Below are 22,374 nucleotides of genomic sequence, written 5' to 3'. Positions count from 1 at the left end.
CCGACGGGAACCGGGGGAGGCTGGGCCTCCCCCGGCTTTCCTGTTCAGACCACCCAGATGTCGGCGGCGGTCAGGCCCGCATTCGGCTGGGTGAGGCCGATGGTGACCGCGGCCGCACCGCCCGCGCCATCGGCATCGTAGAAGATCTTCCCGCTCGCCGCATCGTAGAGGATGTGCTGCTCCGCCGTGGAGGCGCCCCGGCCGAGGCCGAACTCCTCCGCCGCGATCGGGCCGGTGCCGGTCAGCGCCGTGTAGATGGCACTGTCCAGCTCGATCCGGTCCTCGCCCGCGGCGAAGTCGGTGATCGTGGTGCGGTTGATGCCGTCCGGCGCGCCCTGGATGCGGAAGCGGTCCGCGCCCTCGCCGCCGGTGAGCAGGTCACGCCCGGGCCCGCCAACGAGCAGGTCGTCGCCCGCATGGCCGTAGAGCTTGTCGTTCCCGGCGCCACCGAAGAGCTGGTTGGCCAGATCCGTCCCGTGCAGGGCGTTGTCGAGGGCATTGCCGGTGCCGGAGACGGCATTGCCGGAAAGCTGCAGCCTCTCGACCTCCGCCGCCAGGACATGGTCGATGCTGGCGACCACGCGGTCCGCGCCGCCCCCGGCCAGCTCGATCACCAGGTCGCCGGCATCGTCGACAAGGTAGGTGTCGTCGCCCGTGCCGCCGATCATGGTGTCGTTGCCCGCCTTGCCCAGCAGGCGGTCGTTGCCCTCGCCGCCGAGAAGCGTGTCGTCCCCGGCATCGGCGATCAGGACGTCATTGCCCTGGTTGCCCTCCAGCCAGTCATTGCCGGTGCCGGCCGCGATCCGGTCATTGCCGCCGAGGCCCTGGATGATGTCATCGCCGGCGAGGTTCGCGGCTGCGCCGAAGCGCTGCCCGAAGGCCCGGCCGTCGATCACGTCGTCCCCCTCCGTCGCGAGGGCGGCGGAGCGGGCGAGGACGAAGGAGACGACGGAGGGGTCGTGGTCCGAGATCTGGTCGGCGAACTCGGCATTCATGTGCACGGCGTCGTATTGCATCCCGGCATTGGCGGCGGCCGAGAGCAGGATCTGGTCGAGGACCTGGGAATTGCCCTCGAACACATAGGTGTAGCGCTCGTTCTCCGGCAGGCTCTCGATGGTGGGGAAGAGGATCTGGGTGCCGGGGATGAGGGTGGGCGGGGTGTTCTCCGCCGCGCCGCCCTGCCAGGTGCTGGTCATCTCCAGCTCCCCGGTGAGGATCTTCGTGGCGGGGAAGAACTGGTACTCGTTCACGTCGCCGGTGACGATCACCTTGGGCACCGCGCCCAGCATCCCCTCGATATAGTCGCGCACCGCCTCGGCCTGGGCCTCGCGCCGATAGGCGGACTGGTTCATGTCCTCGTTCGTGACCGGGGTATCCTGGTCCGTGCCGAAGAGGGCGTTGGAGCCGCCCTTGGAGTTGAAGTGGTTGTTGACGACGAGGAAGTTCTCGCCGCTCAGCACGCTCTCGAACACCACGGGCACGGATTTGCGCGTGCCGCCCTGGTTGGCGCCGTTGGCGTCCACATAGGGGTCGAACTCCGGCGCATCCACGCCGATGCGGTTCTCCGTCGGGTAGCTGTAGATCAGCTCCTGATAGGGGGTGGAGGCGTCATCGGCGCCGGAGACGAGGGTAAGGTTGTTGAAGCCGTCCAGCTCCGCCGTGCCGGCGGCGCGCACCGCCTCGGGGTCGAAGAGATAGGCCACACGGATGTTGCCACCCGGCGCGCCGCCATCCTGGTTGTTCTCGGGCGGCGCGTCGATCGCGGCGTAGAGCTTGCCGGTCTGGTTGTAGATGGCCTGGATCAGCTCCCGCAGCGTCTGGGTGGCGTCCACCACGCCGTTGTCGGAGGCGCCGGTGCTGTCCTGCACCTCCTGCAGGGCGATGATCTCGGGCAGCTTCAGGTTGTCGCGGATAGCGGTGACGAGGCGGTCCAGCTTGTCCGGCGTTGCGTCCAGCTCCGGCGTGCCGTCGGAGGGGGCGAGGTTCTCCACGTTGAAGCTGGCGATGCGGATGCGATCCGCATGGGCCTCGATGGTGGTGACCTCCTTCTGGGTCAGCGTGTTCACCGGGACCTGGGCCTCGGTGACATGCACCTCGAAGGCGCCGCGGTCGTAATGCAGGATGCCGGTGGCGTCGCCGAACTGCGCGCCGGCGTTGTTGGTCCAGGCGAAGTCGAGCGTGCCGTCCTTGTTGTTGTCGAGGTCGTTCTCGAGCTGCACGCGCTCCGGGTTGAAGTCGTAGCTGCCGGTCTCGCCCGGCGCATGGCTGGTGAAGGGCGTCTCCTCGCTGGCGATCACGCCGCCATGCGGGGTCTGGTCGGGGTTGGCGGCGCCGTTGGTGACGCCCCAGCTCTCGGTGAAGGAAGAGGAGGGGGCGGTGGCCTGGAAGCCCTCCAGCGTGACGGCCATGCCCTCCAGGCTCTCGTAGAAGTCGATCGCGTGGTTGGCGATGTCGAAGCTGCCGGCCGCGGGATCGTCGCCGAAGTCGCCGGTCGGGGCCACGCGCTCGCCGGGGGCGCTGCCATCGCCGATCACCACGGGGGTGATGCCGGCGGGGAGGCCAGTGGCCGGGTCGATCGCGACCGAGCCGGTCCGGGTGACTGTCGCGCCGGTCAGCTCGGTGACGGAGAGGTTCGCCGCCTGGCCGGCCCGGGTGAACTCCGTGACGGTGGCGCTGACGCGCACCAGGTCGCCCACGGCGACATCGGCATAGCTGCCCCCGGTGAAGACGAGGATGGCGTCGGAGGTGGCGTCGTTGCCGTCGCCCTCCGGGTCCTGGATGAAGAAGCCGCGCTCGCCATTCGCCTTGCGGTAGATGCCGGTGACCACGCCCTCGGTCGTCACCTTCTCGCCCACGCGCTCGGAGACATGGCCGGCGCCCTGGATGTCGAAGATGCGGGTGATCTCGACGTCGTCATTGGCGATTGTGCCGGTGGCGGTCCCGTCGCCGATCTGGATGCCGCCGGTGGCGTTGGAGAGGAGCACCGAGAGGGTCTCGTCGCCCTCCACCACCGTGTCGCCGGACACCTGGACGGTGATGGTGCGGGTCAGGCCGTCGCCCTGGCCGAAGCTGACGGTGCCGGCCGCGCCGGTGAAGTCCGCGCCCTCGGTCGCCGTGCCGGCGGCAGTGGCGAAGTCCACGGTGAAGGCGCTGTCCTCGTCGCTGCGCGTGACGGTGAAGACGAGGCTCTGCGTGCCGTCATTCCCCTCGACCACCTGCGCGTCGGAGATGGAGACGGTGGTGGCGCCGAGCGGGGTGGAGGTGACGGCGATGTCGTCGATGCCGACCCACTCGTCGTTGCCGACGGCGTTGGTGGTCATGATCCGCAGCTCGAGCTGCGGCTGGTTGGACGCGTCCGGTGGCAGGGTGACGGAGATGCTGGTGGCCAGGTTCGCCTCGCCGGGGCCGGTGGTCGCATCGGCGATGTAGCCGGCGGGCAGGTCTGTCCAGCTGCCGCTTGCGCCGAGCCGGTACTGCACCGCCACTTGCTGGGTCGCGTTGTCCGCCGTGCCGTCGATATCGCGGGCCGTGAAGGAGAGCTGGATGTTCTGGACGCCCGTGGTGTCGAGATGGATGACCAGATGCGGCGCGTCGGCGGTGCCCGAGCCCTGGAGCGCCACGGTCGGGTCGGCGATCTCGAACTCGGCGACGCCGCCGTTGTTGATCGCCGTGCTCGTCTGGTTGGCGATCACGTCCACCGGGCCCGTGCTGCCATCGGCGGTGACGCTGCGCGGATCGGTGCCGGTGGCCGCGGTCAGCTCGTCGCCGCGATAGGCGCCGATGGAGGGCACGGCGGCCCAGTTGTCATCGGCGGCGATCAGCCCCGTATCGGCCCAGTTCTGGGTCAGGCTGCCCTGGTTCCGCAGCGACCAGTAGGTGTTGCTCATGGCGCTCCCCGTCACCCGGCGTCCGGGCCATCGATCGATGACCGGGCGGCGGCCCGGCTGGCGGGTTGCTTAGGGGAGCTGAATGACAGCCCGATGATGGTGCGGTGTCCGGACGTGGTCTTCCGTTGACGCCCTGTTCATCTTTGCTCGAGCAAGGATTTGGGCCCCAGGAATCCCTTTCAGGCAGCGGAGCCTTGATTCTGCGGTTTTTTGTTCCACCTGAAGGCTTGACGCAGGGTTGGCCGGCCTCTTAGGCTCCCGGCCGGTGTAGCGCCCTGGGTTTCCGGAGGCTGCCACCGCCCCGTGCATCGCCATCGGAATCCCGCCGCCCGGCGGAGGGTCTGGCCCCCGGCCAGGTTCGATCCAGGTTCCGCGCACCCTTCCCCTTCGGCCAGTGGCTCACCCGCTGGCGATCGAGACCACCCCGAATGCACCTTTCCGAACTCAAGGCCAAAGCCCCGGGCGACCTGCTCGCCTTCGCGGAGGAGGTCGGCGTCGAGAACGCCTCCTCGCTTCGCAAGCAGGACATGATGTTCGCCATCCTCAAGCAGCTCGCCGAGAACGACCAGGCGATCCATGGGGACGGCACGCTCGAGATCCTGTCCGACGGCTTCGGCTATCTCCGCAGCCCCCAATCGAACTTCCTGCCGGGGCCGGACGACATCTACGTCTCCCCCGCCCAGGTCCGGCGCTTCGCGCTGCGCACCGGCGACACGGTGGAAGGGCAGATCCGCGCGCCCAAGGACGGGGAGCGCTACTTCGCCCTGCTGAAGGTCAACACGGTGAACTTCGAGCCGCCCGAGGCGGTGCGCCACCGGGTGAACTTCGACAACCTCACCCCGCTCTATCCCACGCGGCGCCTGCGCATGGAGAATGCGGAGGTCGAGAGCGTCGGCAAGGGCCCGATGAAGGACAACACCCACCGGGTGATCGACCTCATCGCGCCGATCGGCATGGGCCAGCGCGCCCTGATCGTGGCGCCGCCGCGCACCGGCAAGACGGTGATGCTGCAGAACATCGCCAAGTCCATCTCCGCCAACCACCCCGACGTCTTCCTCATGGTGCTGCTCATCGACGAGCGGCCGGAGGAGGTGACGGACATGGCGCGCACCGTGCGCGGCGAGGTGGTGGCCTCCACCTTCGACGAGCCGGCGACGCGCCACGTGCAGGTGACCGAGATGGTGCTGGAGAAGGCCAAGCGCCTGGTCGAGCACAAGCGGGACGTCGTGATCCTGCTGGACTCCATCACCCGCCTCGGCCGCGCCTACAACTCCGTCGTGCCCTCCTCGGGCAAGGTGCTGACGGGCGGCGTGGACGCCAATGCGCTGCAGCGGCCGAAGCGCTTCTTCGGCGCCGCGCGCAACATCGAGGAGGGTGGGTCCCTCACCATCATCGCGACCGCCCTGATCGACACGGGCTCGCGCATGGACGAGGTGATCTTCGAGGAGTTCAAGGGCACCGGCAATTCCGAGCTCATCCTCGACCGCAAGCTCTCGGACAAGCGCGTCTTCCCCGCGATTGACATCACCAAGTCCGGCACCCGCAAGGAAGAGGTGCTGGTGGACCGCGCGGAGCTGTCGAAGATGTGGGTGCTGCGCCGCATCCTGAACCCGATGGGCACGCAGGACGCGATGGAGTTCCTGCTGGACAAGCTGAAGTACAGCAAGACGAACCAGGACTTCTTCGACGCGATGAACACCTGAGGCCCGCGGCCGCGCCGGGTTCCGGCGCGGCGGAGCGGCAAATGGAAAGGGCCTGCCCCGTCGCCGGGGCAGGCCCTTTCTGTTTCCGGTTGCCCGGCTGGCGATCAGCGGCCCAGCTGGGACGGCGCCTGGGTGCCGGGAACGCCAGCCTGCGGGCTGGGCGGCAGGCCGGCCGTGCCGGCGGGGGCCGCCGGGGAGGCGGAGGCGCCGGGCACGCCCGCGCCCTGGTCGGCGGTCACGCCGCCGGGGGCGCGCGGGGTCGGGGCGGTGGAAACCGGGGCCTGCGGGGCCGGGGACTGCGCCAGGGCCGGGCCGGCGATCAGGCCGGCGGCGAGGGCGAGGGCGAGGCTGGTCTTCTTCATGTTTTCTTCTCCATCAACCATTGTGGTGTGGGGGACGAACGCGGCCTTGCCCGGCGCGGTTGCGCCGGATGGATCACGCTGCGGTCATCGCGCCGTCCCGGTCCCGCCTTTCAGGGCGGGCGGTGCCGGCCGGCCGCGGTCGTGGCATGGTCCGGCACCGGCAGGAGAAGGTCTGGCGACGGATGGGGCAGGGGATGGTGGCGGCGGATGTGGCGCTGCTGGAGCGGGCGGCGCTGAACGCCGTGCCGGCGCCGCGCGTGGCCTGGGATGGCGCCTTCGTGCTCCGCGCTTTCCTCGGGGGCACGGGGAGGGCGAATGCCGCCTGCTCCCTGGACCCTTCGCCTGACGGGGAGCTGCCCGGGCGCATCGCACGGATCGAGGCGCATTACGCGCGGCTGGGCCTGCCCTGCCGCTTCCGTTCCACCCCGCTGGACCCGCCGGGGCTGACCGGGCTGCTGGAGGAGCGCGGCTACCGGGAGGCGGAGGGCGCGGTGGTGATGCAGGGGGTGGTTCCCCCGCTCACCGACCCGTCCGCCCGCTGGGGGGAGGAACCCGACGCCGAATGGCTCTCGGTTCTCTCGACCGCCGAGTACCAGGGCCCGGCGCGACGGGCTGAGAAGGAGAAGGCGGTGCCGCTTCTCGCCCGCCCGGCCACCTGGCTGGTGCTGCGGGAGGATGGCGTGGCGGCGGCCTGCGGGCATGCGGTGGCGGATGGCGGGTTGTGCGGGGTGTTCGACCTGGCGGTGCGGCCGGAGTTCCGGCGTCGTGGCCTGGGCGGGCGCCTGCTCGGCGCGCTGGCGGGCTGGGGCGCCAGCCAGGGCGCGGGGCTGTGCTGGCTTCAGGTAGCCCCGGGCAATGCCGGCGCGCGGCGTATCTATGTGGCGGCCGGCTTCCTGGAAGCGTACCGGTACCGCTACTTCGTGAAGGGCTGAAGGAGGGACCGCGCCTGCGCGGCCCCCCAGACCGGAAATTTTCCTGTTCTTGGCTTCCCGAAAATAATTCGGAAAGTTTACGGCAGAAGAACCGTGCTGCCGGTGGTCTTGCGCGTTTCCAGCGCGATATGCGCCGCTGCCGCGTCCCGTAGGGCGAAGGTCTGGTTGATCTCGATCTTCACCTTGCCGCTGCGCACGACGTCGAACAGGTCCTGCGCCATGGCCAGCAGGTCCTCGCGCTTGGCGGTGTGGGTGGCCAGCGTCGGGCGGGTGACGAATAGGCTGCCCTTCGCGGCCAGAATCCCGAGATCCACCCCGGTGACCGGGCCCGAGGCGTTGCCGTAGGACACCATGAGGCCGAAGGGAGCGAGGCAGTCGAGCGAGGCGGTGAAGGTGTCGCGGCCGATGCTGTCATAGACCACGGGCAGGCGGGCACCCTTGGTGATCTCGCTGACGCGCGCGGGAAGGTCCTCGCTCTGCAGGATGACATGGTCGCAGCCATGGGCGCGGGCGAGCTCCGCCTTCGCCTCGGAGCCGACCGTGCCGATGACGGTGGCGCCCAGTGCCTTGGCCCATTGGCAGAGGATGAGGCCGACGCCGCCCGCCGCGGCATGCACCAGGATCGTCTCGCCCGCCTGCAGGCGGTAAGTGCGCCGCAGGAGGTATTGCGCGGTGAGGCCCTGGAGCATCATGGCGGCCGCGGTGTTGAAGCCGATATCGTCCGGCAGCTTCACGAGCACCTTGGCGGGGATGGTGCGGGCCTCCGCATAGGCGCCGATGGGGCCCATGGCATAGGCGACGCGATCGCCGGGCTTGAGGTCCTCGACCCCCTCTCCCACGGCCTCCACCGTACCCGCTGCCTCCATGCCGATGACGGCGGGAAGGGAGGGCGCCTTGTAGAGGCCGGTGCGGAAGTAGATGTCGATGAAGTTCAGGCCCACCGCCGCGTGACGCACAAGGGCTTCGCCCGGCTTGGGGCTGGGGAGCGGCACCTCCTCCCAGACCAGCTTCTCCGGGCCGCCCGGCTCGTGCAGGCGAATGGCGTGGTTCATGGGATGGGTTCCTAGAACGCTTCGGGCGCGCGCGGAGCGGCACCCGTGGGCGGGGTGGAAGAGGCGCCGTCGAGCAGGTCGGGGCGGCTGGGATCGGGGCGGCGGGTGCGGCGTTCCAGCGCCAGGAGCCAGCGCTTGGTCGCGATGCCCCCCTCCCCCGAATAGCCGCCGATCGTGCCGCTGGCGCCGACCACGCGATGGCAGGGAATGATGATCGGGATCGGGTTGGCGCCGTTCGCCCCGCCAATGGCGCGGGAGGCGGTGCCGAGCGTGCGGGCGAGATCGGCATAGCTGCGGGTCTCGCCATGCGGGATGTCCCGCAGGGCCTGCCAGACGCGCTGGCGGAAGGGGCTGCCCATCGGCTTCAACGGCAGGTCGAACCCCGTGCGGAGCCCATCCATGTAGTCCTGCAACTGGTCGGCCGCCCGGCGAAGGAGAGGGGTCTCCTCCCGGTCGCGGCCCTGCCCCCAATCGAGGGCGACGATGGCGCCGTCCTCCTCGGATAGGGTGAGGGTGCCGAGTGGGGTGTGGATGAAGGTCTGGGGCATGGCTGGGCCTGGAGGCATTCGTCATGCGAGCCGGCGCCCACGTCAAGCGGGGTTTGAAGACAGCGCCGGGGTGCGACTTCCCTGCCCATGCTGGGCCTCGCCTCGGAGGGGTGCGAGTTCTACATGCGGAGGGTCGTTCGCATCTCCGCCCCTTGAGGACCGTCCCCTTGGCCGACCTGGAACCCGCCGTTTCACGTGAAACAGAGGCCGACCCGCCGCCCTGGTTCGACGTGCACATGTTCGTCTGCACCAACCGGAGGCCCGATGGGCACCGCCGCGGCTCCTGCGCGGCGCGGGGCAGCGAGCCGTTGCGGGACTACATGAAGGCGCGCGCGAAGGAGATGGGGCTGGGGCGGCTGCGCGTGAACAGCGCGGGCTGCCTCGACCGCTGCGAGTTTGGGCCGGTCATCGTCATCTATCCCGAAGGGGTGTGGTACCGGGCGGAGACGCGGGAGGACATCGACGAGATCCTCACGGTGCATGTGCGGGACAAGGGCCGGGTGCGCCGCCTCATGCTCACCGAGAAGGACGTGCCGCCCGGGAAGGGCTGAGGGCGGGGCATGGCCGATACGATCTTCGCCCTGGCCACCGCACCGGGACGCGCGGCCATCGCGGTTCTGCGCCTCTCGGGGCCGGAGAGCCGGGCTATGCTGGGGGGCCTCGGTGCCGTCCTCCCGGCGCCGCGCAGGGCCTCGGTGCGGCGGCTGCGGGACCGGGACGGCGCCGTGCTGGACGAGGCGCTGGTGCTCTGGCTGCCCGGACCCGCCTCCTACACCGGGGAGGATTCGGCCGAGCTGCACCTGCATGGGGGGCCCGCGGTGGTGGAGGGGGTGGCGGCGGCCCTGGTCTCGCTCGGCGCGCGCCCCGCGGAGCCGGGGGAGTTCACCCGGCGGGCGGTGATGAACGGCCGGATGGACCTGACTGCCGCCGAGGGCGTGATCGACCTCATCGAGGCGGAGACGGCGGCGCAGGCTCGCCAGGCGCTGCGGCTTGCGGGTGGCGCCCTGGCCTCGGTCAGCCAGGGATGGGCCGACCGGCTGGCCGCGCTGCTGGCCCGCCAGGAGGCGCTGATCGAGTTCGAGGATGAGGACCTGCCGGGGGCGCTGGACGGCCAGCTGGCGGACGGCATCGCGGCGCTGGCAGCGGAGATGGCGGACCGGCTCCGCGCCGATGAAGGCGGGGAGCGGGTCCGAACCGGGCTGGATGTCGCCATCCTCGGCGCGCCCAATGCGGGCAAGTCCTCCCTGCTGAACGCGCTGGTGGGGCGCGAGGCGGCCATCGTCTCCGCGCGCGCGGGCACCACGCGGGACATCGTGGAGGCCCGCCTGGTCCTCGCCGGCCTGCCGGCCGTGCTGGCGGATACGGCAGGGCTGCGGGAGGCGGGGGACGAGATCGAGGCCGAGGGGGTGCGCCGGGCGCTGAACCGGGGGGAGGGGGCGGATATCGTGCTGGCCGTGCTGGCCTGCGATGCCCATCCGGACCCGGCGACCCTGGCCCTGCTGGCGCGGCGGGATTGCGTGGTTGTGGCCTCCAAGGCCGATCTGGGCGGGGAGGTGCCCGGGCACGCCATCCCGGTCTCCGCACGCACCGGCGAAGGGCTGGCGGCCTTGCGGGCAAGGCTGGAAGCCGAGGCGCTGCGGCTGGCGTCGCTTTCCGGCAGCACGCTGCTCGCCCGCCCCCGGCACCGGGCCGCGATCCGCGATGCGCTCCGCTGGCTACGGGAGGCGGAAGGGGCCGTTCTGCCGGAACTACGGGCGGATGCGCTGCGCGAGGCGCTCCGCGCCCTGGGGCGGCTGACCGGACGGGTCGGCGCGGAGGAGATTCTGGACCGCGTCTTCGCCGAGTTCTGCATCGGGAAGTGACCCCGCGCGGCGGGGGCGGTATAGGCCCGGGCATGGTGGGCGGCTTCGATGTGGTGGTGGTGGGTGGCGGGCATGCCGGGGCCGAGGCGGCCGCGGCGGCGGCCCGATGCGGCGCACGCACCTTACTGCTGACGCACCGGATCGACGGGTTGGGGGAGATGTCCTGCAACCCGGCGATCGGGGGCGTGGGCAAGGGCCACCTGGTGCGCGAGGTGGATGCGCTGGACGGGCTGATGGCCCGTGCGGCCGACGTTGCCGGCATCCATTTCAAGCTGCTGAACCGGAGCAAGGGACCCGCCGTGCGCGGGCCACGCGCCCAGGCCGATCGGGGCCTGTATCGCAAGGCCATCCGCAGCCTGCTGGAGGCGACGGCGAACCTCACCATCCGGGAAGGGGTGGTGGAGGGGCTGGAGCGTGGGACGGATGGCGGCATCGACGCCGTGCTCACGGCCGCGGGCGAGCGGATCGGCTGCGGCGCCGTCGTGGTCACCGCCGGCACCTTCCTTCGCGGCGAGATCCATCTGGGGCCGGAGCGGCAGTCGGCAGGACGCCATGGCGACCCGGCCTCCGTGGGGCTGGCCCTGGCGCTCGCCGGGCTGGGCCTGCCGGTGCGGCGGCTGAAGACTGGAACCCCGCCCCGGCTGGATGGCCGCACCGTCGACTGGGCCGCGGTGGAGCCGCAGCCGGGCGACGACCCGGCCGAGCCGCTCTCCTGGATGACGGAGCGGATCACCGGGCCGCAGGTGCTCTGCGGCATCACGGCCACCACCCCCCGCACCCATGAGATCATCCGGGCGGCGCTGGACCGGGCGCCGATCTATACCGGGCAGATCCAGGGGGCGGGGCCGCGCTACTGCCCCTCGATCGAGGACAAGGTGGTGCGCTTCGCCGAGCGCGAGCGGCACCAGATCTTCCTGGAGCCGGAGGGGCTGGACGACCCGACCGTCTATCCCAACGGCATTTCCACCAGCCTCCCGCGCGACGTGCAGGAGGCGGTGATCGCGAGCATCCCGGGGCTGGAACGGGCCCGGATCCTGCGGCACGGCTATGCCATCGAATACGATCATCTGGACCCCCGCGCCCTGCGGCCGGGGCTGGAGGTGCGGGCCGTGCCGCGCCTCTTCCTCGCGGGGCAGGTGAACGGAACTACCGGCTATGAGGAGGCGGCCGCGCAGGGCTTGCTGGCGGGCGTGAACGCGGCGCACCGGGCGGCGGGCGGGCGCGAGCCGCGCGTGTTGCTGCGGACCGAGGCCTATGCCGGGGTGCTGGTGGACGACCTCGTCACCCAGGGGGTGACGGAACCCTATCGGATGCTTACGGCCCGCGCCGAGCACCGGCTGCGGCTGCGGGCCGACAATGCCGTGCTGCGCCTGACCGGGCGTGGCACGGAATGGGGCTGCGTCGGCCCGCAACGCGCAGCCCGGCACCGGGCCTTCGAGCAGGCGGTGGAGGCGGCGCTGGCACGCGCCAGGGCCTCCGTCGCCACGCCGGCCGCGCTGGCGGCCGCTGGCATCGCGGTGAACCAGGACGGCGTGCCCCGCTCCCTGCTCGAGGTGATGTCCCTGCCGGCCGCCGCCGTGCCGGCGCTGGAAGCGGCTTTCCCCTGGCTGCGGGACCTGCCGCGCGGCGTGCGGGAGCAGTTGGAGACCGAGGCGCTCTATGCCCCCTATCTGTCCCGCCAGGCGGCGGAGTTCGCGGCCCTGGAACGTGAGGAGCGGCTGCCCATTCCCGATGATGTGGACTTTGCGGAGATCGCTGGTCTCTCGACCGAGATGCGCCAGCGCCTCGCGGCCGCGCGCCCGGCAACGCTCGGTTCGGCGGGGCGGGTGCCAGGCGTGACCCCGGCGGCCATGGTTGCGCTTGCCGGTTATCTCCGGCGCCAGCGGGTCTCCGCAGGGGCAGGCGCCGCATGATGCCGCCCGCTCCTAGCGTTTCACGTGAAACGGATGCGCGGCTGGAGGATTTCCTCGCCCTGCTGCTGAAGTGGAATGCCCGCATCAACTTGGTGGCCGAGCGGGACGCGGCCGTCCTTCGTGCCCGGCATATCGCGGATTCGCTCCAACTCCTGCCCCTGCTGCCACAGGGCGGCGGGGAGGCGGCCGATCTGGGCACGGGCGGCGGCTTCCCTGGCCTGGTCCTCGCCATCGCGGATGGAGGCCGCCGCTGGAACCTCGTCGAATCCGATCGCCGCAAGGCGGCCTTCCTGCTGGCTGCCTCGGCCGAGCTGGGGCTGTCGCATGTGACCGTGCATGCGGAGCGAATCGAGGCGGTGGCGCTGCCGCCGCTTTCCCTCGTCACGGCGCGGGCGCTGGCGCCGCTCACCGCCCTGCTCGGCCATGCCGCCCGCCTGCTCGCGCCCGGCGGCACGGCGATCTTCCCCAAGGGCCGCACGGCGGGGGCGGAATTGACCGCTGCCCAGGCGGACTGGACAATGGACACCGAGCGCTTCGAGAGCCGGACCGAGCCGGGCGCCACCATCCTTCGCATCACCGGAATCCGCCGTGTCGGCACCTGACCGCCTACCCCCAGCGCGCGCCGCGGGCCCGCGCCGAATCGCGCTCGCCAACCAGAAGGGTGGCGTGGGGAAGACGACGACCGCCATCAACCTGGCCACCGCGCTCGCCACCACCAAGCGCGTGCTGCTGCTGGACATGGACCCGCAGGGCAATGCCTCCACCGGCCTCGGCGTGCCGCGCAACGCACGGGGTGCGGGCACCTACGCGCTGCTGGTGGGCGACCGTCCGCTGAGCGACCTGATCCGCCCGAGCAAGATCCCGGGCCTCGACTTGCTGCCGGCCGACAACGATCTCGCCGGCGCCGAGATCGAGATGGTGGGAATGGAAGACCGGGAGCGGCGCCTCGCCGGCGCCCTGGCGCGCGATGGCACGACGCTCGCCCGCTACGACTATCTGCTGATCGACTGCCCGCCCTCGCTCGGCCTGCTGACGCTGAACGCGCTGGTGGCCGCCCAGTCCGTGCTGGTGCCGCTGCAGACCGAGTTCTTCGCCCTTGAGGGCATTTCGCAGATCGCCCGCACGGTGGAGCGGGTGAAGCGGCTGAATCCCGAACTGGCGCTGGACGGAATCGTCCTGACCATGTTCGATCGGCGCAACAACCTTTCCGAGCTCGTCGCGCGCGACGTGCGTAGCTTCTTCAAGGACCGGGTGTACGACACGGTGATCCCCCGCAACATCCGCGTCTCCGAGGCGCCGTCCCACGGGCTTCCCGTGCTGCTCTACGATGTGCGCTCCTCCGGCGCGCAGGCCTATATCAAGCTCGCTGCGGAACTGCTGAAGCGCGACCGCGCCCGTGCCCGCGCCGCTAAGGCCGGTGTGGCATGAGCCGGAAGCCCACGCGCTTGGGCATGGGCCTCTCGGCCCTGCTGGGCGAGGAATCCGCCCCCGCCACGGCCACGCCCCAGACCCTGCCAGTGGAGGCGCTGGAGCCCGGCCCCTTCCAGCCCCGTGGCCCGATGGATGAGGAGGCGCTGGCCGAGCTCACCGCCTCGGTGCGGGAGCATGGCGTGCTCCAGCCCATCCTGGTCCGCCCCAAGCCCGGCGCCCGGGGCAGCTACCAGATCATCGGCGGCGAGCGGCGCTGGCGCGCGGCCCAGGGCGCCCGGCTGCATGAAGTGCCGGTCGTCGTGCGCGAGATGGACGATCGTGCCGCCATGGCCGCCGGGCTGGTGGAGAACCTCCAGCGCGAAGACCTGAATGCACTGGAGGAGGCCGAGGGCTACCGCCGGCTGACCGAGGAGTTCGGGCTGAAGCCGGAAGCCCTGGGCAATGCGGTGGGCAAGAGCCGCAGCCATGTGGCCAATACGATGCGCCTGCTGGGTCTGCCCTCCGGCGTCCGCCAGATGCTGGGCCGTGGCAGCCTGACTGCCGGCCATGCCCGCGCCCTCCTCACCGCACCCGACCCCGTGCGGCTGGCGGAACTGGTCGTGACGCGTGGGCTGAACGTGCGGCAGACCGAGGCCTTGGCCGCCGCGGCCGACCGCCCCCGCGCCGGGCGCCGAGCGCAGGATACGGAGACCCGGGCCCTGGAACGCGAGCTGTCCGAGCGGCTGGGATTGCGCGTCTCGGTCGAGCACCGGGGCAAGTCTGGCAAGGTGACGATCGCCTATCGCGACCTCGACCAGCTCGACGGCATCGTGCGGCTCCTTCAGGCCTGAGGCGGGCAGGGGGCGTGGCCCTCGGCCGCTCCTCTTTCGCATATTGCGACCGCATCGCACTTCCAATAACTAGGGGAGGACCGTACCGCGCATCGCAGGGCGGTGCCGAGACACGGGATGGCCGACCTGCTCGCCTCGCTCTTCACCGGACCGCTGGAGCCCTATGCCGAGCGGCTCATCACACCCACCGACCACGCCCCGTTCTCCTCGGGACGAAACTGCGGCGCGCCGAGGTGCTGGACGAGCTCCTGTCTCGCTTCGCCCTGACCTACCCGGATCAGCCGGACCGGCGGGCCGTGGCCTCCATCTGGTCGAAATGGCACTTCGCCGCCGTGATGCCGCCCGTGCTCGCCGCCAGCCTCTGTCTCGACCATGCCCTCCCCGTGCCGCTGGACGGGGTGGATGTCCTCCTCGACCCGCAGGGCAAGACCATCGGCATCCGCCCCGCCGCCGCCGGCGAAGCCCACCCCACCGAGGACCCCTTCACCCGCTTCGCACCCCTCGTCTTCGGCCATCTGGAGCCGCTGATCGAAGCCCTGGCCCAGAACGGCCGCGGCGCGCCACGGCTGTTCTGGAGCAATGTGGGCACGCTGTTCGAGAACCTGCTGCAACGCCTGCAACACGGCGGCCAGGCGCCCGCCCTCGCACAGGGCGAGGCGCTGCTGCGAACGCGGGTCTGGCCCGGCGGCCGCCCGAACCTCCTGTTCGAGCCGGTCCGCCACGCCAACCCTGCCGACCCCTCCACGCGCATGCGGCGGGTCTGCTGCCTGCGCTACCTCATCCCCAGCCTGCCCGCCTGCGCGTCCTGCCCCCTGGCGCGTCAGGAAAGCCCGCTCGGATAGGTGCCTGTCGAGGGCTCCGCCCTCGCCCGCAAAGGGCCTGAGGCCCTTGGAACCCCGTCTGACTGCCGTGGATACCCTGATCGAAGGGCTCTCTGCCCCTGATCCTGCCTCTGCAGTCGCCTCGGGTCATGGAGCCGAGGCGCACTGTCAGCCGAGTGAGTCCAAACTTGGGAAGGAAGGTGATGGGTCGAAGGCATTGCCTTCGACGGGTCCGGAGAGAGGAAGAGTTCCTTCTTCCTCTCCCCGGGACAGACCGTCAGCCCAGAGAAAAGCCCAACAGCCGAACGCCTATCCCCGCCGCGCGAGGATCGCGGATTGCCGCGCCAGGGTGAGCAGGGCGGAGCGCGCCACGGCCGCATCGGGGATGGGCCGCCCCGTGCCGCCCGATTTGCTCTGCCGCTCGGCCTCCAGCAGCCCCGCCAGCACGGTCTCCAGCGCCTCCGGGCGCCAGATGCGCAGCGCCTTCTCGAAGCCAGGCCGGCTGCGGAAGAAGACCGGCGGCTGCAGGGCCTGGATCCCGGCCACGGAAGCGAGGTGCAGGCGCTGCGCGTGCCGCAAAAGCGCCCGGAGTACCTGGACCGGGTTCGCGCCCTCCGACATGGCGGATTCGAGCGCCCGGTCGGCTGTCGCCACATCCCCGGCCGTGGCCGCCACCAGGGCCTCGTCCATCTCCAGCGCGGAGCCATCGCCGATGCAGGCGAGCACGTCCTCCTCCGCCAGGCGCCCGCCAGGGCCGGCATAGAGGGCGAGCTTCTCCAACTCCCGGCGCAGGGTCTGGCGGTCGTCGCCCAGCCGCCCGGCCAGCCAGGCGACGGCCGCGGGCTCGGCCGTGACGCCATCGGCCTGGAGCAGAGCCGTGATGGTGGCCGAGAGCTCCGCGCCCCGCTCCCGGTAGCAGGGAATGGCAGCGGCGCGGGCATGGGCCTCGGCGAGCTGGCGCAGCTTGGAGCGCGCCGGAAGCTCCCCGGCCTCGAGGACGATCAGCGTGTCGCCCGCCCCGTCCAGCACCTCGCGCAGTGCCGGGGCCAGCGCATCGGTGGCGTCGCGGATGCGGATGACGCGGCGCCCGCCGGTCAGGGCCAGCGCGGCGGCCTCGCCGGCCAGGGCGCCCGGCTTGGCCGCGGCGTCGCGCGGCAGCTCGGCCACACGGAAGGGGTCCTTGCCCGGCGCGACGGCCTCCTGCAGGGCGTCGGCGCGCTCGCGCGCGAGGCCGGCATCCTCGCCGAAGAGAAGGGCGGCGCGGGCGGCGCCGGGGTCCTTCAGGAAGGCGGGGAGGCGGCGCGCATCCAGCTTCATCTGCGGCTCAGGCCGCCGGGTTCTCGCGGAAGGCGATGGCGAGGCGCATCACGATGTCCTCGGCGACCTGCTCCACGAGGCGCCGCTCCGCCGCCTCACTGCTGAGGAGCGAGGCGAAGAACTCGTTGTCGATGAAGTTGTAGGAATCGATGGCGCGGGAGGTGCCGGCGGCGATCGGCCGTGGCGGCACGCCGACCGTCTGCAACGTCCAGGGCGCGGTCATCACCATGCGGAAGCGGGAGGGGGCGCCGTCCCGCCGGTAGCCCTGGGCCTCATAGGCCGGCACGGGAGAGACGATCAGCTCGTAGCGGGCCGCGGGCCCGCTGCGGTCCCGCGCCGCCAACCGCCGCTCCAGCGCCTGGTGCATCAGCTGGCCCGTGCGGTTGGAGAGCCGGCCGATGCGGACGGCCGCCAGCTGCGGCCCGATATCCGCCTCGCCCGGCTCGGGCGGGGCGTTCAGGGGGCGGAAGCCGCAACCCGCGAGGCTGCCGGCCAGCCCGGCGAGGAGCAGGCCCCGCCGGGTCATCGCCCGCTCAGACGACGAAGTTGACGACGCGGCCTGGGACATGGATGCGCTTCCGGATGGGCTTGCCGCCGATGGCACGTTGCACATTCTCCTCCACCTCCGCCTGGGCGAGAAGATCGGCTTCGCTGATCCCGACGGGGACGGTGAGGGTGGCGCGCAGCTTGCCGAGAACCTGCACGGCGATGGTCATGGTCTCCGCCACCAGCAGGGCCGGGTCGGCCTCCGGCCAGGGCATCTGGGCGACGAGGTCGGTGCTGCCGGGGTGGAGGATGGACCAGATCTCCTCCGCCAGATGCGGCATCATCGGCGCCACCAGCCGGGCCATGACGGCCACCGCCTCGCGCCGCGCCTCGAGCGGGGCGGGGGAGGATTCCACGGCATTGGCGAATTCATGCAGCCGGGCGACGGCGACGTTGAAGGCGAAGCTCTCCAGCGCCGCCGTGACCGCCGCGATGGTGCGGTGGGTGGCCTGCATCAGCGGTCGCGCCTCCCCGTCGCCGGAACGCTGGTCGAGGGTCGCCGCGAGGCGCCAGAGGCGCTGGACGAAGCGATGCGCGCCGGACACGCCGGCCTCGCTCCACTCCATGTCCCGCTCCGGCGGGTTATCCGAGAGGATGAACCAGCGCGCCGTATCGGCGCCGTAGCGGGAGATGATGGCCCCAGGGTCGATCGTGTTGCGCTTGGACTTCGACATCTTGTCGTTGCGCGAGACCGTCAGCGCGATGCCGGTGGCCTTCTCGATGGCGCCGCCATCCGGGGTGGCCTCCACCTCGTCCGGCGCTAGCCAGCGGCCATCCGGCGCCTTGTAGGAGGCGTGCTGGACCATGCCCTGGGTGAAGAGCCCGGCGAAGGGCTCCGGCGTCTCCAGCTGGCCCATGGCGGAGAGGGCGCGGGTGAAGAAGCGGGAATAGAGCAGGTGCAGGATCGCGTGCTCGATGCCGCCGATATACTGGTCCACCGGCAGCCAGCCATTCGCGGCCTCGGCCACCAGCGGCGTCTTCGCATGGGGCGCCGTGAAGCGCGCGAAGTACCAGGAGCTATCGACGAAGGTGTCGAAGGTGTCCGTCTCCCGCCGGCCGGGCTTGCCGCAGGACGGGCAGGCCACGTGCTTCCAACTGGGATGGTGGTCCAGCGGATTGCCGGGACGGGAGAAGTCCACATCCTCCGGCAGGCGGACGGGGAGTTGGTCCTTCGGCACGGGCACGATGCCGCAGTCGTCGCAATGGATGACGGGGATGGGGCAGCCCCAGTAGCGCTGGCGGGAGACGCCCCAGTCGCGCAGGCGCCAGTTCACCACGCCCTGGCCCAGGCCCTTGGCCTCCAGCGCGTCGATGGCGGCGCGCTTGCCGGCCTCGCTGCCCAGCCCGTCCAGGAATTCGGAGTGGAACAGGGTGCCGTCGCCGGTCCAGGCATTCTTGCCGATGCTGAAACCCGCCGGATCCTCGCCGGGCGGCAGCACCACGGGCGGCACGGGCAGGCCGTATTTCCGCGCGAAATCCAGGTCGCGCTGGTCATGCGCCGGGCAGCCGAACAAGGCGCCCGTGCCGTATTCCATCAGCACGAAATTCGCGATCCAGACGGGGAAGGTCGCGCCCTCGATGAACGGGTGGCGCACGCGGAAACCCGTGTCGAAGCCCTTCTTCTCCGCCTGCTCGATGGCGGCCTCGCTGGTGCCCTGGCTGCGGCACTCCGCGATGAAATCGGCCGCGGCCGGGTTCAACGCCGCGGCAGCGGCCGCCAGCGGGTGCTCGGCGGCGACCGCGAGGAAGGACATGCCGTAGAGCGTATCCGGGCGGGTGGTGAAGACCTCCACCTCGGCCGTGCCCTCCACCGGCTCGGCCAGCGGGAAGCGCACGCGCGCGCCCTCGCTGCGGCCGATCCAGTTGGCCTGCATGGTCCGCACCCGCTCGGGCCAGCGCTCCAGCGTGTCCAGCGCCTCCAGCAGCTGCGGGGCGAATTTCGTGATGGCGAGGAACCATTGGGAGAGCTCGCGTTTCTCCACCGGGGCGCCGGAGCGCCAGCCCTTGCCGTCGATCACCTGCTCATTGGCGAGCACGGTGCCGTCCACCGGGTCCCAATTCACCCAGGACCGGCGGCGCTCCACCAGCCCGGCCGCGAGGAAGTCCAGGAACAGCGCCTGCTGCTGGCCATAGTATTCAGGATCGCAGGTGGCGAATTCCCGTGCCCAGTCGAGCGAGAGCCCCATGCTCTTCAGCTCGGACCGCATGTTCGCGATGTTGGCGTAGGTCCAGGCGGCCGGGTGGGTCCCGCGTTCGCGCGCCGCGTTCTCCGCCGGCAGGCCGAAGGCGTCCCAGCCCATCGGGTGCATCACCTGGTGCCCGCGGGCGCGCTTGTACCGGGCCACCACGTCGCCCAGCGTGTAGTTCCGCACATGTCCCATATGGATCTTGCCCGAGGGGTAGGGGAACATTTCAAGGACGTAGTATTTGGGCTTCGTCCCATCCGGCACATCGGGCGCGGCGAAGCAGGCGGCCTCATTCCAGGCCTGCTGCCAGCGGGGCTCGGCGGCGGCGAAATCGTAGCGGGCGGGTGCGTCAGTCGGGCCGTCGGTCATCGGAGGGGTGACTATGGGGCTTTTTCGGTGGTCCGTCCTGATATTCCCCCGGGGGCGGGGTGGGAAGGGGTTAGCCGCCCGGGAAACCCCAGGCGGGGCTACGCGGTTCCCTAGCTCCCCCCTGGGAGAAAGATGACATGAAGTTCATTCCGATGGCCGCCCTGCTCACGGGGCTCGCCGCCCTTCCCGCCCTTGCCCAGACCGCGGCACCGGCCGCCGCTCCGGCCCAGGGCAATGCGCCCGCCGCCACGGCGTCGAGCATCCCCGCCGGGCATATCCGGGCCGAGCAGCTGCTGGACCGCGACGTCTACAGCACCGACAACGTCGAGATCGGCGAGGTGGAGGACCTGGTGATCGATCCGGCCCAGGGACGCATCACCGCCGTGGTGATCGAGGTGGAGAACCGCCTGGGCATCACCCAGAAGCACGTCTCCGTGCCGCTGGACCGGCTGCGCGTGGCGCCCGGCGAGCGCCGCGTGACGATCAACATGGCCTCGGGCGATATTCGCTCGCTGCCGGCCTTCAACCGCTGAAGCCATCGCCCGGGAGGGTGAGGACCCTCCCGGGCACCCGCTGACGGGGCGTGGGATCAGAGAGAGGCGGACTGGCTCCGCAGCTCACGGGCGCGGGCGAGGACCTTGTCCTCCAGCTCGGTGCCCGTGGCGGTGGCCACCGGCGCGTCCACCCAGGCGCCGTTCCGCATCTCCTGGCGGAAGACCGAGACGCGCACGCCGTCGGAGCGGAGCTGGCGGCCGAGGATATAGGCCGTGGCGCGGAAGCGCTCGCCGGGCGCCGCCGGGGGCGAATACCAGTCGGTGATGATCACGCCGCCATAGGGATCCGCCGAGGAGAGCGGCATGAAGGACAGCGTGTCGAGGGTGGCGCGCCAGAGATAGGCGTTCACGCCCAGCCCGCTGTTGCCCTCGGGCGCTCCGGCGCTCTGCCGGTTGCGGCTGCGGTCCGTGCCGAGGATGAGGAGCCCGTCCTCATTGCCCGAGAGGCGGCCCGAGACCCGGGCACGCCCGCTGTCGTCGTAATACTCGTCGTTCTGGACCTGGCGGCTCTGGCCACAGGCAGCGACGAGGACGGGCAGGGCGAGGACGGCGAGGTGGAGATGGCGCATGGCGCGGCACCTAAGGCGGCGGCGCGACAGCGCGCAAGTGAGAAAACGTTAAAAGCCTGGGGAAGAGGACCACAAATGGAAAGGGGCGGCGGGTTTCCCCGCCGCCCCCCTTCCGTTCGGCCAAAGCCGGATCAGAAAGCGACCCGGAAGCCGGCGAGCACGACATCCGTATCGGCCTTACCAGCCGGGCCGGAGTTCGTGAGCTGCACGCCGCGCTCCTTGCGCTCAACGCGGTTGTACTCGGCGAAGAAGTCGAGGCCCGGGGCGACGCGGTAGTTGCCGCCGACGGACCAGCCGAGGTCACGACGACCAGCCGGAGCGGTCTGGCTGCCAGCCGACCAGTTGGTGGAGAAGTGACCACCGACGGTGATCGCGTCGATCGTGTAGGTCGCGCCGACGAGGAAGGCGTCCGAACGACGGTCGTCACGGATCGTGCCGCCAGCGCGGGTCACGGTCGTGAAGTTACCGTTGTTGGTGCCGCCGGTGTACCAGCCGCCCACCGAGAAGCCGTAAGCGGTCGCCACGGCGCCGGCCCACAGCATGTCGATGCGCTCGCCGGAGTTGCCGGTGATGTTCTTCACCGCATCCGCGCCGATGTAGCCGACCGTGGCGGCCAGGCCGACCGGGCCGAAGGACCCACGCCAGCGCAGGGCGGCCTGGATCTCGTTGCGGCGGCGGGTGCTGCCGCCGGCCACGGCGGAGAGACGGTCGCAGGCGGTGACCGTGTCGATCGAGTCGCAGCCCGAGAGCGCGCCTTCCTGGTTGTTGAAGGCGAAGCTCACGCCGGCGTCGAAGCCGAAGAACTGCGGCGTCAGGTAGATGAGCTTGGTGTTGTCGCCCAGGTCGTTCGGGCCCATCAGGTTCATGCGGTAGTTGCCGCCGACCACCTGCTGGTTCAGGTCGCCGGAGTCGAGGCCACCCAGGCCGAAGCCGGTGATGTGGCCGGACTGCAGCTGGCCGATCGCACCGTCTTCGTCACCGAAGCGGATCTGGCCCCAGGGGCCGGCGAGGTAGGCCCACGCCTCGTCATAGTCGAGGGTGTTCTTGGAACCGGCCGAGGTGTTGCGGACCGAGTCGTTCTGGATCTCGAGGGCGACGCCGTAGCGCAGGCCGTTCGCGGCCTTGCCGGAGGCGAGCACGTGGATCTCGATCTCGTTCGAGAAGTCCGAGCTGCCGAGACGGGCGGTGCCCGTGTTCACGTTGTCCTGGCGCGTGTAGTTGTACATCGCCTTGTAGTAACCACCGATGCGGACCTCGAGGCCACGCAGCGAGGTCGACGGCGCGCCGATGCTGGACGAGAACGCGTCACCGCTCAGCGACTGGGCCATCGCGCCACCGGGCGCGAAGAGGGCAGCGGCGGCAACGGCCGTGCTGCCAAGAAGAAGCTTGCGCATCCCAAATCCTCCTGACGTGCCGGGAAACCGTCCCGGCGCTTCCTGCGACCCGCCCGCCCCCCTCGGCGGGTTTGCCGCGAGGATGTGCATCCCAATGG

General features: G+C 71.0%; 19 protein-coding genes. 10 read left to right on the top strand and 9 right to left on the bottom strand.

The features are described from left to right. Positions 1-44 precede the first annotated feature (44 nt). Positions 45-3,887: a Calx-beta domain-containing protein gene (locus BUB97_RS25450; protein WP_086061986.1), complete on the bottom strand. Its 3,843-nt coding sequence runs from the start codon at positions 3,885-3,887 to the stop codon at positions 45-47. Between the two features lie 428 nt (positions 3,888-4,315). On the opposite strand from BUB97_RS25450, the gene rho reads away from it, so the two are divergent. Then, positions 4,316-5,590, top strand: a complete 1,275-nt coding sequence (gene rho / locus BUB97_RS07645) for a transcription termination factor Rho (RefSeq protein ID WP_073133258.1) — start codon at positions 4,316-4,318, stop codon at positions 5,588-5,590. 104 nt (positions 5,591-5,694) lie between these two features. Here the strand turns inward: rho and BUB97_RS07640 are convergent, their stop codons facing one another. Continuing rightward, the gene (locus BUB97_RS07640) at positions 5,695-5,952 is read right to left on the bottom strand and encodes a hypothetical protein (RefSeq protein ID WP_073133256.1); all 258 of its coding nucleotides are present in this window, start codon (positions 5,950-5,952) and stop codon (positions 5,695-5,697) included. Positions 5,953-6,134: 182 nt separating this feature from the next. Here BUB97_RS07640 and BUB97_RS07635 point away from each other — a divergent pair, with 182 nt between their 5' ends. Beyond that, a complete protein-coding gene (locus BUB97_RS07635; protein ID WP_073133255.1) occupies positions 6,135-6,884 on the top strand; it encodes a GNAT family N-acetyltransferase in 750 nt (249 codons plus the stop codon). A 77-nt stretch (positions 6,885-6,961) separates the two neighbouring features. Here BUB97_RS07635 and BUB97_RS07630 read toward each other — a convergent pair whose 3' ends face one another. Further along, entirely contained in the window at positions 6,962-7,936 is a 975-nt protein-coding gene (locus tag BUB97_RS07630; protein ID WP_073133253.1) for a quinone oxidoreductase family protein, read from the bottom strand. A gap of 11 nt (positions 7,937-7,947) precedes the next feature. Then, positions 7,948-8,484, bottom strand: coding sequence for a methylated-DNA--[protein]-cysteine S-methyltransferase (locus BUB97_RS07625; RefSeq protein WP_073133251.1), 537 nt, complete (start codon positions 8,482-8,484; stop codon positions 7,948-7,950). Positions 8,485-8,651: 167 nt separating this feature from the next. Here BUB97_RS07625 and BUB97_RS07620 point away from each other — a divergent pair, with 167 nt between their 5' ends. The 7 genes from BUB97_RS07620 (at position 8,652) to fhuF (ending at position 15,362) form a co-directional block, all read left to right on the top strand. Continuing rightward, the gene (locus tag BUB97_RS07620) at positions 8,652-9,035 is read left to right on the top strand and encodes a (2Fe-2S) ferredoxin domain-containing protein (RefSeq protein ID WP_456306324.1); all 384 of its coding nucleotides are present in this window, start codon (positions 8,652-8,654) and stop codon (positions 9,033-9,035) included. Between the two features lie 9 nt (positions 9,036-9,044). Continuing rightward, positions 9,045-10,346 (top strand): tRNA uridine-5-carboxymethylaminomethyl(34) synthesis GTPase MnmE, encoded by a 1,302-nt coding sequence (mnmE, locus tag BUB97_RS07615; protein WP_073133249.1) that lies wholly within the window; start codon positions 9,045-9,047, stop codon positions 10,344-10,346. A 32-nt stretch (positions 10,347-10,378) separates the two neighbouring features. After that, positions 10,379-12,259 carry a tRNA uridine-5-carboxymethylaminomethyl(34) synthesis enzyme MnmG gene (gene mnmG, locus BUB97_RS07610; protein WP_073133248.1) on the top strand — a complete coding sequence of 627 codons (1,881 nt, stop codon included), beginning with the start codon at positions 10,379-10,381 and terminating at the stop codon, positions 12,257-12,259. Further along, entirely contained in the window at positions 12,259-12,861 is a 603-nt protein-coding gene (gene rsmG / locus BUB97_RS07605) for a 16S rRNA (guanine(527)-N(7))-methyltransferase RsmG (protein ID WP_073133412.1), read from the top strand. The genes mnmG and rsmG overlap by 1 nt, the downstream gene beginning before the upstream one ends. Next, a complete protein-coding gene (locus BUB97_RS07600; protein WP_086061985.1) occupies positions 12,848-13,687 on the top strand; it encodes a ParA family protein in 840 nt (279 codons plus the stop codon). The genes rsmG and BUB97_RS07600 overlap by 14 nt, the downstream gene beginning before the upstream one ends. Further along, on the top strand, positions 13,684-14,520 hold the full coding sequence (locus BUB97_RS07595; protein WP_073133246.1) for a ParB/RepB/Spo0J family partition protein: 837 nt from the start codon (positions 13,684-13,686) through the stop codon (positions 14,518-14,520). Before BUB97_RS07600 ends, BUB97_RS07595 begins: the two co-directional genes overlap by 4 nt. A gap of 233 nt (positions 14,521-14,753) precedes the next feature. After that, entirely contained in the window at positions 14,754-15,362 is a 609-nt protein-coding gene (gene fhuF / locus BUB97_RS26130; RefSeq protein ID WP_175562581.1) for a siderophore-iron reductase FhuF, read from the top strand. Positions 15,363-15,650: 288 nt separating this feature from the next. On the opposite strand, the gene holA is transcribed toward fhuF, so the two are convergent. The 3 genes from holA to leuS are packed head-to-tail and all read right to left on the bottom strand — an operon-like array spanning position 15,651 to position 19,759. After that, complete coding sequence (gene holA, locus BUB97_RS07585) at positions 15,651-16,658, bottom strand: DNA polymerase III subunit delta (RefSeq protein WP_073133244.1); 1,008 nt, start codon at positions 16,656-16,658, stop codon at positions 15,651-15,653. Positions 16,659-16,665: 7 nt separating this feature from the next. Then, positions 16,666-17,184, bottom strand: coding sequence for an LPS assembly lipoprotein LptE (gene lptE / locus BUB97_RS07580; RefSeq protein WP_073133242.1), 519 nt, complete (start codon positions 17,182-17,184; stop codon positions 16,666-16,668). Between the two features lie 7 nt (positions 17,185-17,191). Beyond that, positions 17,192-19,759, bottom strand: a complete 2,568-nt coding sequence (gene leuS / locus BUB97_RS07575) for a leucine--tRNA ligase (RefSeq protein ID WP_073133240.1) — start codon at positions 19,757-19,759, stop codon at positions 17,192-17,194. 137 nt (positions 19,760-19,896) lie between these two features. Between leuS and BUB97_RS07570 the strand changes: the two genes are divergently transcribed. Continuing rightward, a complete protein-coding gene (locus tag BUB97_RS07570; RefSeq protein ID WP_073133238.1) occupies positions 19,897-20,292 on the top strand; it encodes a PRC-barrel domain-containing protein in 396 nt (131 codons plus the stop codon). Positions 20,293-20,348: 56 nt separating this feature from the next. On the opposite strand, the gene BUB97_RS07565 is transcribed toward BUB97_RS07570, so the two are convergent. Next, positions 20,349-20,882, bottom strand: coding sequence for a DUF3576 domain-containing protein (locus tag BUB97_RS07565; RefSeq protein WP_073133236.1), 534 nt, complete (start codon positions 20,880-20,882; stop codon positions 20,349-20,351). A gap of 131 nt (positions 20,883-21,013) precedes the next feature. Continuing rightward, positions 21,014-22,276: a porin gene (locus BUB97_RS07560; protein WP_073133235.1), complete on the bottom strand. Its 1,263-nt coding sequence runs from the start codon at positions 22,274-22,276 to the stop codon at positions 21,014-21,016. Positions 22,277-22,374: the final 98 nt, after the last annotated feature.

Source organism: Muricoccus roseus, from assembly GCF_900141905.1.
GTDB classification, from domain to species: domain Bacteria; phylum Pseudomonadota; class Alphaproteobacteria; order Acetobacterales; family Acetobacteraceae; genus Roseomonas; species Roseomonas rosea.
The sequence above is the reverse complement of the archived record's forward strand: the minus strand, read 5'-3'. Positions and strand labels throughout refer to the sequence as shown.

Coding starts and splice junctions, on each gene's coding strand:
- BUB97_RS25450 (WP_086061986.1), bottom strand. CDS start 3,887: ATGAGCAACACCTACTGGTCGCTGCGGAACCAGGGCAGCCTGACCCAG.
- rho (WP_073133258.1), top strand. CDS start 4,316: ATGCACCTTTCCGAACTCAAGGCCAAAGCCCCGGGCGACCTGCTCGCC.
- BUB97_RS07640 (WP_073133256.1), bottom strand. CDS start 5,952: ATGAAGAAGACCAGCCTCGCCCTCGCCCTCGCCGCCGGCCTGATCGCC.
- BUB97_RS07635 (WP_073133255.1), top strand. CDS start 6,135: ATGGGGCAGGGGATGGTGGCGGCGGATGTGGCGCTGCTGGAGCGGGCG.
- BUB97_RS07630 (WP_073133253.1), bottom strand. CDS start 7,936: ATGAACCACGCCATTCGCCTGCACGAGCCGGGCGGCCCGGAGAAGCTG.
- BUB97_RS07625 (WP_073133251.1), bottom strand. CDS start 8,484: ATGCCCCAGACCTTCATCCACACCCCACTCGGCACCCTCACCCTATCC.
- mnmE (WP_073133249.1), top strand. CDS start 9,045: ATGGCCGATACGATCTTCGCCCTGGCCACCGCACCGGGACGCGCGGCC.
- mnmG (WP_073133248.1), top strand. CDS start 10,379: ATGGTGGGCGGCTTCGATGTGGTGGTGGTGGGTGGCGGGCATGCCGGG.
- rsmG (WP_073133412.1), top strand. CDS start 12,259: ATGCCGCCCGCTCCTAGCGTTTCACGTGAAACGGATGCGCGGCTGGAG.
- BUB97_RS07595 (WP_073133246.1), top strand. CDS start 13,684: ATGAGCCGGAAGCCCACGCGCTTGGGCATGGGCCTCTCGGCCCTGCTG.
- holA (WP_073133244.1), bottom strand. CDS start 16,658: ATGAAGCTGGATGCGCGCCGCCTCCCCGCCTTCCTGAAGGACCCCGGC.
- lptE (WP_073133242.1), bottom strand. CDS start 17,184: ATGACCCGGCGGGGCCTGCTCCTCGCCGGGCTGGCCGGCAGCCTCGCG.
- leuS (WP_073133240.1), bottom strand. CDS start 19,759: ATGACCGACGGCCCGACTGACGCACCCGCCCGCTACGATTTCGCCGCC.
- BUB97_RS07570 (WP_073133238.1), top strand. CDS start 19,897: ATGAAGTTCATTCCGATGGCCGCCCTGCTCACGGGGCTCGCCGCCCTT.
- BUB97_RS07565 (WP_073133236.1), bottom strand. CDS start 20,882: ATGCGCCATCTCCACCTCGCCGTCCTCGCCCTGCCCGTCCTCGTCGCT.
- BUB97_RS07560 (WP_073133235.1), bottom strand. CDS start 22,276: ATGCGCAAGCTTCTTCTTGGCAGCACGGCCGTTGCCGCCGCTGCCCTC.